The organism is Nocardia sp. NPDC006982, from assembly GCF_042869435.1.
Taxonomy (GTDB): Bacteria; Actinomycetota; Actinomycetes; order Mycobacteriales; family Mycobacteriaceae; genus Nocardia.
This window is the reverse complement of record NZ_JBIAFV010000028.1, coordinates 21,309-34,369: the sequence shown is the minus strand read 5'-3', so window position 1 is coordinate 34,369 and position 13,061 is coordinate 21,309. Positions and strand designations below refer to the sequence as shown.

The 13,061-nt window shown below is 64.6% G+C and carries 12 protein-coding genes; all 12 read left to right on the top strand.

The window, feature by feature from the left end; genetic code table 11:
- The first annotated feature begins 312 nt into the window (after positions 1-312).
- The 12 genes from ACFYOW_RS45790 to ACFYOW_RS45735 all read left to right on the top strand — a co-directional run bounded on the left by ACFYOW_RS45790 (position 313) and on the right by ACFYOW_RS45735 (position 13,017).
- Positions 313-1,521 carry a GAF domain-containing protein gene (locus tag ACFYOW_RS45790; protein ID WP_387297819.1) on the top strand — a complete coding sequence of 403 codons (1,209 nt, stop codon included), beginning with the start codon at positions 313-315 and terminating at the stop codon, positions 1,519-1,521.
- A gap of 101 nt (positions 1,522-1,622) precedes the next feature.
- Positions 1,623-3,434: an acyl-CoA dehydrogenase family protein gene (locus ACFYOW_RS45785; RefSeq protein ID WP_387297817.1), complete on the top strand. Its 1,812-nt coding sequence runs from the start codon at positions 1,623-1,625 to the stop codon at positions 3,432-3,434.
- Positions 3,435-4,346: 912 nt separating this feature from the next.
- Positions 4,347-5,051, top strand: a complete 705-nt coding sequence (locus ACFYOW_RS45780) for a hypothetical protein (protein ID WP_387297815.1) — start codon at positions 4,347-4,349, stop codon at positions 5,049-5,051.
- 262 nt (positions 5,052-5,313) lie between these two features.
- Complete coding sequence (locus ACFYOW_RS45775) at positions 5,314-6,222, top strand: hypothetical protein (protein WP_387297813.1); 909 nt, start codon at positions 5,314-5,316, stop codon at positions 6,220-6,222.
- A 5-nt stretch (positions 6,223-6,227) separates the two neighbouring features.
- The gene (locus ACFYOW_RS45770) at positions 6,228-7,751 is read left to right on the top strand and encodes a cutinase family protein (RefSeq protein ID WP_387297855.1); all 1,524 of its coding nucleotides are present in this window, start codon (positions 6,228-6,230) and stop codon (positions 7,749-7,751) included.
- 35 nt (positions 7,752-7,786) lie between these two features.
- Positions 7,787-8,662 (top strand): hypothetical protein, encoded by an 876-nt coding sequence (locus tag ACFYOW_RS45765; RefSeq protein ID WP_387297811.1) that lies wholly within the window; start codon positions 7,787-7,789, stop codon positions 8,660-8,662.
- 9 nt (positions 8,663-8,671) lie between these two features.
- Entirely contained in the window at positions 8,672-9,364 is a 693-nt protein-coding gene (locus ACFYOW_RS45760; RefSeq protein ID WP_387297809.1) for a hypothetical protein, read from the top strand.
- Positions 9,361-9,648 carry a hypothetical protein gene (locus ACFYOW_RS45755; protein WP_387297807.1) on the top strand — a complete coding sequence of 96 codons (288 nt, stop codon included), beginning with the start codon at positions 9,361-9,363 and terminating at the stop codon, positions 9,646-9,648. The genes ACFYOW_RS45760 and ACFYOW_RS45755 overlap by 4 nt, the downstream gene beginning before the upstream one ends.
- Positions 9,649-9,652: 4 nt before the next feature.
- Complete coding sequence (locus tag ACFYOW_RS45750) at positions 9,653-9,922, top strand: hypothetical protein (RefSeq protein WP_387297805.1); 270 nt, start codon at positions 9,653-9,655, stop codon at positions 9,920-9,922.
- 28 nt (positions 9,923-9,950) lie between these two features.
- On the top strand, positions 9,951-10,601 hold the full coding sequence (locus ACFYOW_RS45745; RefSeq protein WP_387297803.1) for a hypothetical protein: 651 nt from the start codon (positions 9,951-9,953) through the stop codon (positions 10,599-10,601).
- Positions 10,598-11,452 carry a hypothetical protein gene (locus ACFYOW_RS45740; RefSeq protein ID WP_387297801.1) on the top strand — a complete coding sequence of 285 codons (855 nt, stop codon included), beginning with the start codon at positions 10,598-10,600 and terminating at the stop codon, positions 11,450-11,452. Before ACFYOW_RS45745 ends, ACFYOW_RS45740 begins: the two co-directional genes overlap by 4 nt.
- A complete protein-coding gene (locus ACFYOW_RS45735; protein WP_387297799.1) occupies positions 11,443-13,017 on the top strand; it encodes a hypothetical protein in 1,575 nt (524 codons plus the stop codon). Before ACFYOW_RS45740 ends, ACFYOW_RS45735 begins: the two co-directional genes overlap by 10 nt.
- Positions 13,018-13,061: the final 44 nt, after the last annotated feature.

The following is a 13,061-nucleotide window of genomic DNA, read 5'->3' as shown; positions in this document are numbered from 1 at the left end:
CCGTGGTGGTGGTCATGTCAGTGATTGCGGTGCGTGGCCCGCGCCGCCTGGACGTAGTTGACGTTACACACCCAGCGGCGCACCCCGGTCTCGGCGGCTCGAAGGATGCTGTCTGCGCGTTCTCGGCGATGACGATGCAGGGGCGATGAGCATGGCTTCGATCCAGTTCGTCATTCCCGCCGCGATTTCCACGCTGGTTGTGATCGCCAACGTCGGCGTTGCAGTACGGGGTCATCGACCCCGCCGACTGGGTGCACCTGTCCGCCGTAGCGGCCGATTCTGTGCGTCGACGTCTCACCGCGGTAGGCGCAGATGAATGACTCGGGACCCCAAGCCCGGCATACCGCGGTGTCGGATCGAACTGATCGCGACGAATCCGGCGGCGGTCCAGGCACTGCCAATCCGTGGGTATTGGTCGCGACATTGGCGGATCGGACTACCTGGTGGGTCGTCGCCGAGGGCGCGCAGCCCAGACGATGGACACGCTTGAGCAGGACCCGAATTGCCAGCAGCAGCAGTATGAATCAGCATCTTGTGCCGATGATCGGGCAGGCGATCAGTAGCGGCGAACCTCAGATCCGTTCGTGCCACCTGTCATCCGGTGTGCGGATGCAGATCATCGCGGTTCCCGTGGTTGGACCGAACAACGAGGTATTCGCAGTCCATGTGTGGGGCGGACCCCGGTACCTGCCTATTCCGCCCCGGCCGAGTGTCGGAGCGCTGATGTGCCGGAGCCGGAAAGGCTTCACGACGACGGATTCAACATTCGAGGATCTGATCGACGCCGACGCCATCAAGACGCCAGCACGGGCATTGCCGGAGCTGATGCGGCACTTCGAAGGTACCGATGACAAAGCCGGCCTGATGAGGCTGTTCGACGAAACACCCGAGGGGCCCACACTGTGGTGCGCAACGGTTGTGACAACCGGAGTCGCAACGAATACGCGCAGAAACCTTTTCATCGCTGCCGCAAGTGTCCCCAATGGGAATGGACGGACAATCCGCGCCATCGCGTATGCCATCAGCAATGAGCACAACGCCCCGTCGCCAACACTGTGCGCGAAATTGGTGAGCACCCTACCGATCCAATCCCGTCACGCGGTCGGGATCACCGATCTCACAACGGGCTTGGTGCACCAGTGGATCAAAACCGGGCCACCCCCACTGGACCGCTGGATGTGCGAGATCCCCGAGACACATCCCGATGATGTCGCCGAAGTGGCCCACACCCGCGCCCGGCTACTGGCAGGCGTCGAACAGGCCGACATCAGATTTCGCCTCCGCTTCGACACATCCTCCTGGGTGAGCGTTCATGCCCACCTCACCGTGCTCACGCGCGGAATCTCGCCCCAAGCCTGCCTCGACCTACGCCTGGCTTCCCGACCAGCAAAAAGCCCTGATTCCCGACGACCTACCGACCTCAACTCACATAGCCGACCGATATCGGAGGTAGCACCCCGCCCATCGCGTCGCGCACGATCCCGGTCGCTGCAGACCGGAGGACCCCGCTCGATCGAATGAGCGAGCTATTTCTCCCGCGCGGTCCACCACCGCACGGTTGACGACGTCACCGACCTCCCTCAATTCCCACAGATCAGGCACCACACGACGTTTGGAGACTCATGACCACTCACGCCGCCCGCGTCGGCAAATCTTATTGGCGCTCAGTACATTCCAGCCGAACAAAGCGGCCAACGAGTATCGCATTGAGCCGGTGCATCGCTGGCGATGGCCAGAAAGAGCGTGCGTGGGTCCGTGCGCTGCTGCAAACCCTGGACGATCGCCCGGTCCCCGGACGAACTCACAGTGACGAAATCCGCCGCGGCTACGAGCTGCTCGGTGAGCTTGTCGCCGGGCTCGGCGGGTCCTCACGCGCAATAGCCCAGGATTTCGGGCTGCTGTGCGCGATATATGACGGTGCAGCGGTCCATGCGCCGCGGCTGCTGCCATTTTTGAGCCACTTCAATCTCGGTATCGGGACCATCGAAAGACTCGGCACCGACGAGCCCTATCAGCTCAGCTGCCTGGACGAACTGGACGACGTGCGCGCGGTCGGCGGATTGGCGGCCACCGAACTCGGCTACGGCACCAACCTTCTCGGGCTCGGGACCATCGCAGTCTGGCACCGCGACGCGCGGAAGATCACGCTACACACCCCCAGCGCCGAGGCGATCAAGATGTGGCCGAACGTAGGGTTGGCCGGGGTCGCGAAAACGTTCGTCCTGCTTGCCCGTCTCATCGCTGATGGCCGCGACGAAGGTGTCTGGCCCTTTGTGGTGCGCCTAAGGACTGGCGATCGCGTCGCTGACGGTGTCGAAATCGTGTCGTTGCCACCGACAACTCTCGGCCCCCCTATGGACCACGCCGCCTTCTGCTTCGATGGAATGGTCCTGCCAGAACATGCCCTCCTCAGTGGGCCCTCGGCCGGATTCGACGAACACGGCGAATTCCATTGCGACCTCAGCCAGCATGAACGTTTTCACCTCAGCTCCGCAGCCCTGCGATCGGGGCGGGTGTTGTTCGCAGGCGCCGCGCTGGCCAGCGCGCGCGCCGGGTGGGCGATCACATGCCGTTACGCCAATCAGCGGCCCACCTCTGGTGAGATCCTGTTGGCCGACCGCGACGGTGCACAAGAGTCTCTGGTGTCGTGCGCGGCGAGCCTGTTCGCGCTCACAGCGCTGACGAACCATGCTCGGGCTCGTCACGAGGCGCGGGATCCGAGTGCAGCGATTCTGGACATGCTCATCAAACCGGCCGCGTCGGAAACCGCTCACTCTGTTCTTGAGACCTGCGTCGAAGTATGTGGAGCACAGGGCATTTCCGGAGCGAACCTCATCGGAGACTACCTCTTGCGTATCAACGGCATCGAGATCGCCGAAGGGGCCAAATCCGCACTCAAGGCCGCCACCGGCCGCGCGCTATCACTCACGGACACATCTGGACTGCACATCGAGCCGCGGGGCGAACAGCTGCCATGGTGGCACAGCATGCTCCAAGAACGTGAGCAGACAATCACAGCCGAAGCTCGAGATAGGGCCCGGACAGGGGCGAGTTCTGTGCGCCCCGATTTGTCAGCCACTGAGGTCTATGTCGCGACTATGGAGCGAATGGCCGCGGATGCCCTCTCGGCGCGCGCTGTTGCCGTGAAGGAACCCGAAGCAGTCGCATTGGTCGATGACCTGGTAGCGGTCTACTGCCTGGAACGCATCAAAGCCCACGCGACCTGGTTTACCGCACGCGGACAGCTTTCCGAGGAACGTGCCCTAGACGTGGAATACGCACTGTCGACCCGGTATTCAACTCTTGCTCAGCATCTGTCAGATCTGGTCGACGCTGCCGATGTCCCCGCGTTGCCGGCCGCCATCGACGCCGACAACTACATCACCGGGTGGCTCGACATCCTCAACTGGCGGCACCGATTCCCCAACAAATGAAACCCGAACAGAACTTCGCGATGCGGCGACTCCCGATCTCCACTGCCGTCGCCGTTCACGCACGACCACCGTTCTGGAATATCGGCAACGAATACTTCCCCTTGCAATGCAGTGCGCCAGGACATTTGGACCGCGCGGCAGCCTCGCCAGGGGTGACGCATAGCGCAAACACAAGCGTCGGCTATGGGCGATATGAGCGTGTTGCTGGCTGAATCCCCACTGCAGCGGACATTCTCGACTCAACACCGATATCGCTGACCGATACCGGAAAGTTGAAGTCGCACACTGGCCGTAGCTGTGGCGCAAGTGCTCGCGGCTGGCGATGAGGCGATATCAGCGCGTGGCCATCAGTGATTGAGACAGGCGATCGGGAGACCCAAATGCCAGCGTGGACGCAGACAATTAGCGCTGCTGAATGGCGGGTAGCAAAACCATTGCGACAAAATGAAACTCGGCATAGCATGGGCAGTGCGCCCTCATTTCGATGGGTTTCCCGGATCTTGCTGGTGGCGGGTCCGGATGTAGCGCCGACGAAGTCAGGCAACTTGCCGATCCACATCGTGGGCTAACCAATTTCGTCTCCCCGCAGTGTGGTTTTCGCAGGGAGTGACCCCGGTAGTCCACGAACACCGGATCGGTGATGACTCGCTCGGATAGTGCTGAAACCTGCTGAAGATCAACGCTGTTCATCGAAATGAGGCCATCGGAGATATGAACGAGGTCGGACACAATCCACCACTGCCGAAAGAAGCGGGGAATCACGCGCCTAGCGCATCCGATTCGGCAGCCTGGACGCGCGTCGAGCGGTATCTGCGGGCCGCGTCGGTCGCGAGCCTGTCTGAGGATGAGTTCGTTCGGCGAGTGCGCCGATCCGGGATCCCCGTGTGGCCCACCGGAATCGGAAGCGACGGGATGCCGAGCACGTATGTGGCGCAGGTCGCGGTCGGGTCAGGTCTTCGGCGCTCCGATACCGAATTTCGCACCGACCTGTCTTTGACGGCGCTGCGTGGCCAGTGGGAACCTGGCCGCCTGTCGCGCCGCCACGCTATCAGCGAATGGCACGGTGTGCGCCGTCCATCTGCGTTCGACCGGGACCGAATCCTGCTGTCGCATCCGGTGATGTGGTCGCGAATGTTCGCCGATGCCGGGCAATTCAATGACCAGCTTCGCTCACGGCCAGCCTGGACGGGGGACGATCTGGCGTGGGCCGCTGCCCGGTTGGCTGGAGTGTTCGCCGTGTGGTCGATGCGCGTCGGAGACCGGGCGGGGGCATCGTTCGCGGCGGCCACTCACGAGTTGGCGCGTTGCGCGCAACAGCTCCCACCTGAGGATGACGCTGTGGCCGCACGCCGGCGCCGAGCTCGACCGAACCTCGGTCGAGTGGCATTCGGCCTGGCCCAACTCGACCGCAGTACGAGCGATCCATCAGACAAATCGCTACTGCTGCTGGTGCAGCTGGTCGGCGGGCTGCTGGAGATCGCGAAGGCTCACCGGCCAAATGATCTGGCCCGCGCGCTATCACTGGCACGAGTCGGGACGTCGTTGGATGGCGTTTGTGAGCAGCTACGGGTCGCAGCTCATCACCGCGAACACGATCGCCGAATGCGTGGCGATTGATGTCGGCGACATGGCTTCTGATCCGTTCACACCGCCGCGACGGCCCTAGTACGGAGCAGCGTCATCCCCGGCTCGGCCTCGACCGAGCACGAGTAGGGCTCGGTGATCGGGATGTGATCTCGATGGGACCCGACCTCGCGGTCGCACTGTTAGCCATCGCCAGGTCCCCGCGCCGTCCGAAGACGGGACCGTGCACACGGCAATCGCCCACCGGTACAAGCGAACTCGCGTGGGCCCGACAGATCAAGCGAATGAGGACTCGATGAATATCCGACAGCGCCCTTTGCTGGCGTTCGCAGCACTGCCTGTAGTGGCCGCCCTGCTCGCCGGACCGGCCCGAGCCGAGCAGCCAGGCCTGGAGAGCCCGGGCCAGGGCCAACCTGGCCTGAGTACGGCCCCGACACCACCTGCGCCCAAGGACACACCGACTGTTGTCGATCTGATTCCGAACCCGCCGCGGCCTCAACCCGTGCAGCAGACCCAGCCGCAGCACCTCGTGCAGCCGCCTGCCACGCCTGCGGTAGAGGACGAACCGGACGAAGAGGACGCTCCCGGCGACCAGCAACCCGCGCAGCCCGCCGAACCGGAACCACCCCAGCGCACGCTGCGCGTCGGCACCGAAGAGTTCCCCGTACCTGATTGGGTTCCTCCAGAGGCCCAGGCTGTTGGCCAGGATCTGGCAGACAAAGCCGAATGGTGGGCGGCGGCAGGATTCGACGCTCTCGGCTTTTCGACCGAGGAGTCCGACCGCAAGGCCGCCGCCACGATGGTCGGTGGAGCGGCAGGGTGGGCTGTTGGCGCGAACGCTGGCGGCTTCGTCGGCGGTATGACGGGCTGTTTCGCAGGGATGGCGATCGGAGGAGTCGCGGGCGGTGTCATTGGCGGTGCGGTTTCCGGCGGAGTCGCAGCACCACTGGGTGCGTTTGTCGGCGGTCTCGGAGGATGCGTCGCCGGTGCGGTAGTCGTCGGAGTCCCGTTGACGGTAGCTGCCGGGGCGGCGGGCGCGGCACTCGGTGCCGCAGCTGGCGCGGCACTGGGAACCGGCACCAACCCACCCGCCGAACAGAACGACACACCGCCCGAGGACGAAACCGCCGATACACAAGACGTGCCGCTCGATGGCGAACAGGCCGTTGACGAGCCCGGCGCAACCGGCGAGGAATGCTCGTGAATCGCATGGCCGCGCCAACAGTGGCTTGCGTGGTGGCGCTGACCGCCGTGGTGGTGAGCCTCGCGCCAACCGTTCGTAGCCAACCTGCCCAGGAGCAGTGCCCAGGACTGTTGGCGATCGGTGTGCAAGGCCCTGGCCAGGCGGCGGCGGATACCGCTGCGACAACCGACTCCGGGTTGTTGGGTGAGATCTTTCGCCCGCTGGTGACCACCGATGATGGGGCGTTCGGCAGAGTGTATGTGCGGTTCCAAGCAGATCTGAACGCCGTCACCAGCGGAGGCGGCCCAACTCCGTACGAGCGGAGTGTGGACGACGCGGCCGCGGCCGTGCACCGGACGGCGTCGGAATTTCTGGCACGCTGCCCCAACAGCCACATCGCGGTCGTGGGGTCCGCGCACGCCGCACAGGTGGCATCGGTATTTGCCCGACAGGTCGGTCGCGGCGGTGACGAGATCGCCTCGGATCGGGTAGCTGCGGTGGCGTTGTTCGGTGACCCCACCCGAGGTGCCAACACACCGTTGTTCCCTGGTGCTTCGGGGCAGACCCGGCCCGACATCGTTCCCGGCACCGCGGGGCAGGCGATGAAGGAGCTGGAGGCGCTGTCACAGCAGCCCGCGGCTGGCGGTGGAATCAGCCCGACCCGCACCTCCGATACCGGTTTCGGCAGGCTCACCAGACGTGTGGTCAGCTTCTGCATATCGGGTGACCTGGCCTGCGACGCCCCGGAAAACGCGCCGATTCTCAAGGTCGTATCCAACATCGTCGGTGCGGCCAGCGATGCTGGCGGTGACCCGCTGCGCGCGTTGGCATCGGTGACCCAGGCGCTGGCGTTCACCGCGATCAAAACCGCGACGAACGTGGTCAACAACGACGTGCAACGCACCTCCCTTGCGTCGCTGTCGTTGTCGCCGAACACATCGTTGTCGCAGCGGATGGCCGAGGCAAGCGACCCGCGCACCCCATTGGATATCACCAACGTTTTGAAGGCGGTGCTGAAGGTCGGCACCATCGCGATCAACGCTGTCGTGACCGTCGCCAAAGCGGTTGTCACACCGACGAATATCGCCGAGATCGCCGCCGCAGGGTTGTCGGATCCCGTGGCTGGCTTAGCAGTGCTCGGACAGAAACTCCTCGGCGCCTTACCTCAACTGATCCCACCATCGACCGGTACACGGTTGGTGGGACAGGCCTTCCAAGCGGTTGTGTCGAACGTGACCGACGCCGTGGCGCTGATCGACACCACGAACTGGGTGAAATTCAGCGACACCATTGCCCAGCAAGGTGCCTATCTGAACACCCCGGTCGCCAGTACCGGTCAAGCGCCAGCAAAATACGTCACCGACTGGTTCCACGCGATCGCCGCCGACATCGCTGCAACCCCGGTGAATCCATCGCGCTCTGCTCGCCCGTCACCCACGACATCACCGGCATCGATCAGCGCCTCGCCTGGTTCCACGTCGACGACAACACCGCCGCCCTCAACCAGTCGCAGCGTTGTCGAACCCCGGCCATCGGCCACAGCGGGCTGACACCGGCGGACATCACCCTGGGAGGAGACGATCCGATGGACAAAAGCCACCACCTGACCAGCGCTGACGGTGTCGACTGTCCTGCCGACTGGGACGACCACGCATGGACCGAACTGACCGGGTTCGGTGCTCTGGCACCGGAGCTCGCCGCTGGGCCGGCACCCATCGACAGCGGCTATGCCACCTGGCTACCAGGTGTCGATGGCGGAGACCAGAACACAGGACTTGAGCCCAATGGTGCGACCGTTCCCACCGACGTCGGTGGCGGATACACCATCTGGCTGCCAGACACGCGACACAGCACTGCGGGCGGCGCCGCGCTCGATGACGACGCAGCGCTGAAGACACGCGAACCGGCACACACCACCAGGATTCGAGTCCGAGTCGTTCTTGCCGGCCTGTCGACGTTGGCTTCGGTCATCGCTATTTCAGCGGGAGCCTGGCTGTTGTCGACGATCTCGACGGCACCTACAACTCAGCAGGGCACCGCGCAACCAGCGCCTGCCCCTGCTCCTGATGCGATCGTCACAACTACCTCCGTCGGGAGTTGGTGTGAGATCCTCAACAGCCCAGAACGCGTCAGCGGCAACGGGGTGGGATCGCGCGACTCCGGGCCGCAGGTGATCCTGGCGCTCGAACACGCCTACTACCTCGACCGAACCGCAGCGGCGGTTCGCCTCCTGCTCGCCCCGGACGGCCGATTCGGCAGTGACGAGGAAATCCAAGCGGGCATCGACGCGGTGCCGGCCGGGACAACCCACTGCACAAGCATCACCGCAGCGGGTACCAACCAGTGGTCGGTCGCGGTCACCGAAAGACGCCCACTCGGATCGATAGTCGTTCACCATCAAACGATTTCGACGACTCGACGCGACGGCCTGGAGCTGGTCGTCGCGGTCGAGCCCGCATAGGACGCGGTGATGACTACCGTGGCCCGCACCGCTCACCGTCTCGAAACCCCGACCGGGCTACAGACGCATCACGCACGCAAACCGACACCGCGACAGGTGGTCGCCCCACCCCCGGCCCAACGGGCGCCGATCTGGGATCGTCCGGTCCCGTTGCGCCGCACCGCGATCAGCGATGGACGGCCGCCGCTGCTATGGCTGTTGGGTGCTCACGGAGGGGCAGGCACCAGCAGTTTGGAGCGTGCGCTGGCTCCGGCCGCCGATTGCGCCCGACGCTGGCCGGCACCGATCGGATCCGAATCGCCGTACGTGGTGATGGTGGCGCGCGAGACAGCGGTAGGACTGGCTGCCGCCGATGCGTTACTACGCCAGCATCACGCCGGTTTGGCTGGCGACAGCATCGTTGTCGGACTTGTCACCGTCGCGGCGCGACCGGGCCGACTACCCGCCCCGATCCGCCGCGACCGGGATCTGTACAGCGGACTGGTCGAACGCCTGTGGCACGTCGATTGGCACGAAGCTTGGATGCTCACCAGCCACGCGGAACTTCCCGTGTGGGCGCCGGGCGACACGCCCCCGGACAAAAAGAGCCGCGCCGACGAACTCACCGCCGCACCGCCGGACATACGCAACCTCGGCCGCGAGCTCGTCGAGGTGATCAACACCTTGCACCACACCAGAACCACGATCGGAGAACCATCATGAGCTGGCTGCTCGCCGCCGAGAACGTGTCCGTGCTCGCACAGGTTGTCGACTACAAACCTGAATCACCACCAGGTGTCGAGGGTTTGACCAAGTTGGTGCGTTGGCTGATGTGGTTCGTTCTCCTGTCCGGCGTTGCCGCGATCATCTTCGCCGGAGGGCGTTTCGCCTGGGAGAAGTGGCATGGGGGAATGCTCGAATCGCCGAAGATGGTTATGGGCGCGCTCATCGGCGGCATCGTCGCCACCAGCGCCGGATCCATCATGAACGAGATCATCGGGAAGTAGTCCGGTGGTCGAGACAGTGCTCGCCTACCAGAACCTCCCCTCCGAGGTCACCACCCAACTGCAGCAACTGTTCCGGTGGCTGCTGTGGATCGTGGAAGCCGGGCTGGTCTCGAGACTCGCCTGGGTGGGGGGCTACGCCGGATGGGAGTACTTCCATCCACCCCCTGGTCCTCCCGCCGCCCCCTCGGCCATCGTGCGCACCTTGGCGGCGTGGATTTTCGCCACAGTCGCCTGGCCCATCGCCGCCGCGTTGCTGATGAACCTGGCCTTCTGACCGAGATGATCAGCGAAAGGTATTGACAATGAGCAACTTTCGAACGAAGGCGACATCCGCATGCGCTGTCGGGTGCGTCGTGATCGCGGCGCTGATGTTGGTGCTAAGCGTTGGTTGCGGCGGTGATGAACAGGCTCAGGATTCAACGACGCCGCGCGAGCCGGATCTGTCGGCCTCCCCAGCGGGAGTGCGTTGGCTCGACTATCAAGGTGTGCAATTGCCGGTCGGTGCCGACGGACCGAGCGAGGTCACGGCGATGTCGGCGACCGGATTCACGCAGACCCCGCAAGGTGCGGCACTTGCAGCAATCGTGCATACGATCCGGATGTCGCTGGCCCCGGATGAACACTGGGCCGACATCGCAAAACACGAACTGGCCATGGGCCCCGGCCGGGACTCGTGGGTTACCTCTCGAGGACTGCTGTCGATCGAAACCTCCGCCGACCCCGCGCAGGCACCGCGGGTGCGTGGTTACACGATCACCGACTACACCCCGATCAGCGCTCGCGTCGACATCTTCACCTCCTTTCCGGATCAATCCATCGCAATCAATTCGACCGTTGTCGTGTGGATCGGCGGCGACTGGTGGCTGCAACTGCCCCCACCGGACTCCATCGAACCTGTCGTGCGGGCAGTGGACTCCGTCTCTGCGGTCGTGAAACTGGAAGCCCCCCAATGACTTCCGACGACATCAGCGGTCAGAAGCCGCAAGGCGAGCGCCCCAGCATCTGGGCGATCGCTTCGGGGACGCTACTGGTGATGATCTTGATCGGTGGTTCGGTGGCCTTCGCGATAAACCGCACCAGCGGCGGCCACGACACAACACCCACTGCGTCACCGACCCTCTCGGCGTCGACGCCCGCAGCTCCCCGTCGCGGCGAAGGCGGATTCGGTATTCCCGAGATCGACCAGTTCGGCCGTCGCGTGGACATCCCGAACAACCCCGATGGCCAATTGCGCGAACAGTCCACGCGGCAGAAGAGGATCGGTGACCACGACTGGCTCACCGCCGCACCGGCCGGGCTGCGCGAACAGGGTGGCTGGCAACGCATTCACGGCGCGGTGGTGCCGATCTCCTCCTCCGACGGACCGACTCGCATCCAAGACGGCGTCCCCGGCGGATACGCACGAACTCCGCAGGGCGCGGCGCTCGCGGCGTCAATGAGCGTGTACCAGGTCGGGGCACGTCCCGGTGACCGTGCGGTGCTGCGGGCGCGGATGGTTCTGACCTCGGCCGACCAAGCGAGCTTCGACGACATGATCGCGAAAGGGAAACTTCCCCGCCAGCAGCCGGAAGTGGTGACACGCGCGCTGATCGCCCACGACGCGTTCCGCATCGACACCTATGCCGATGACCTGGCGATTGTGCGGCTGGCGGTTCGCGGGACAACCACTGCAACCGAGCGGTCCTGGGTCACCGTCACGGTGCCGATGGTCTGGTACGACGACGATTGGCGATTGAGGGGCAGCGGTGGTCAGCTACCGACCGAAGTCGTTCACGATCTCGGGGGGTGGACCCAATGGTCCTGACTTCTCGGCGAATCATCGTCCTCATCGCTGTGGCCGTAGCGATGATCCTCGGCTGCGCACCCTCGGCGGTGGCACAGCCGAGCACCACTGCGAACCCGGATTCGGGGACCAGCGACTCGGGAACCTCGAGCACCTATGGATTCGATCAGCTCTGCAACGAGATTCATGACGGTCTGTCCCAAATCCCGGTAATCGGAGAAGGTCTCGGAGACGCCGGATCAGCGGCATGCAAGGCGGGCAACGCCGCCTCGCACCCGGGCAGCGCGATCGAGGCCACGAAGTCGAAGCTGTGGGAGTCGACCTTCGGGAAAGTGACCGAGATACTGCTCAGCGGTCTCGGGGACGCGCTGACTCTGAGCATGTCGTGGGTTCTGGTCCCCAACGACCGAATCCTGACCACGCCGGGCAACAGCACCGATCCAGAACAAACGTTGTGGGGACGAATCGATTCCTACACCCGGCAGCTGCAGACCTGGTTGCTGGCGATCTCGATCGCGGTGTCAGCGTTGCGGATCGGTATTGCGCGCGCCCATATGGCAGCCGAGCACGCCGAAGAGGCGTTCAAGATGCTGGCGCGTAGCACGATGACGACCTGGGTCGCTGGTGCGGCGATCTTAGCGGGTGCGCGGATGACTGACAGCGTGTCGGTGTGGATCATCAACGACGCCACCAGCGGGAACGCAACCGGTGCCGCGGAATTGCTGGTCCGTACCGACCGTTTCGGGGTGTTCGGGCCAGGGGTGGTGTTCCTGGTCGCGATCGTCGGCATCCTCGGTGCACTGGCGATGACTGCGTTGACGATCATTCGTCAGGCGCTGCTGGTCGTTGCTGTCGGTATCTACCCGCTGACCGCCGCCGCGTCGGGCACCGCTGGTGGCAAGCAGTCCTATCAGAAGCTCGGTGCCTGGATCATCGCGTTCTTGCTGTTCAAGCCGACGGCGTCGCTGGTGTACATGATCGCGTTCACCACTGCGGATCAGACCAATTCCGATGTCGAGCAAAGCCAAGCGGGAGCGGTCGACTCCGCGCATCGCGCCCTGGTCGGGATCGTGCTGCTGTGCAGCGTGGCGTTCGTGCTGCCCGCGCTCATACGTCTTGTGACCCCAGCGTTGTCGGCGGTCGGATCCGGCGGAGGTGGCGCGGGCGCGACTGGATTCGCGATCGGCGCCGCAGCGGCCCTGGCCACTGGTGGCAAAGCTCTGCTGGCACGCGGCGCGGTTTCCGGGGGTGCGGGGTCGGCGGGGTTCGTCTCGAACACAGGAACAGGGTCAACGCCTCCGAAACCTCCCAACGGAGGCGGGTCAAGCGGCGGCGCGAAAAGTCTGCCTCCAGGTCCTTCTTCCGGCCCACAGGGTTCCGGCGGAGGCGCGCCGAGGCTCAACGCTTCTCCGCAAGGCACACACGGTCCGGTGCGAACGGCGATACGAGCCGCGGGAGCAGGGATGGGAACCGGCAACCGGGTCAACCGCGTCGGCAATGACGTCAGCGGCGGGAACTCCGAGCCACCGCCGCGGGCAGAGCTGACCCGAGGTACGCAGCTGGGCCGGCATGGGATCTCCAAATGATGTGCGCTGCAGGACAACAGATTTGGATAGGCAAGGAGCCGCCG

Bases quoted from the DNA above. Each gene is read 5' to 3' on its own strand.
- ACFYOW_RS45790 (WP_387297819.1), top strand. From the start codon at position 313: ATGAATGACTCGGGACCCCAAGCCCGGCATACCGCGGTGTCGGATCGA.
- ACFYOW_RS45785 (WP_387297817.1), top strand. From the start codon at position 1,623: ATGACCACTCACGCCGCCCGCGTCGGCAAATCTTATTGGCGCTCAGTA.
- ACFYOW_RS45780 (WP_387297815.1), top strand. From the start codon at position 4,347: ATGCCGAGCACGTATGTGGCGCAGGTCGCGGTCGGGTCAGGTCTTCGG.
- ACFYOW_RS45775 (WP_387297813.1), top strand. From the start codon at position 5,314: ATGAATATCCGACAGCGCCCTTTGCTGGCGTTCGCAGCACTGCCTGTA.
- ACFYOW_RS45770 (WP_387297855.1), top strand. From the start codon at position 6,228: ATGGCCGCGCCAACAGTGGCTTGCGTGGTGGCGCTGACCGCCGTGGTG.
- ACFYOW_RS45765 (WP_387297811.1), top strand. From the start codon at position 7,787: ATGGACAAAAGCCACCACCTGACCAGCGCTGACGGTGTCGACTGTCCT.
- ACFYOW_RS45760 (WP_387297809.1), top strand. From the start codon at position 8,672: ATGACTACCGTGGCCCGCACCGCTCACCGTCTCGAAACCCCGACCGGG.
- ACFYOW_RS45755 (WP_387297807.1), top strand. From the start codon at position 9,361: ATGAGCTGGCTGCTCGCCGCCGAGAACGTGTCCGTGCTCGCACAGGTT.
- ACFYOW_RS45745 (WP_387297803.1), top strand. From the start codon at position 9,951: ATGAGCAACTTTCGAACGAAGGCGACATCCGCATGCGCTGTCGGGTGC.
- ACFYOW_RS45740 (WP_387297801.1), top strand. From the start codon at position 10,598: ATGACTTCCGACGACATCAGCGGTCAGAAGCCGCAAGGCGAGCGCCCC.
- ACFYOW_RS45735 (WP_387297799.1), top strand. From the start codon at position 11,443: ATGGTCCTGACTTCTCGGCGAATCATCGTCCTCATCGCTGTGGCCGTA.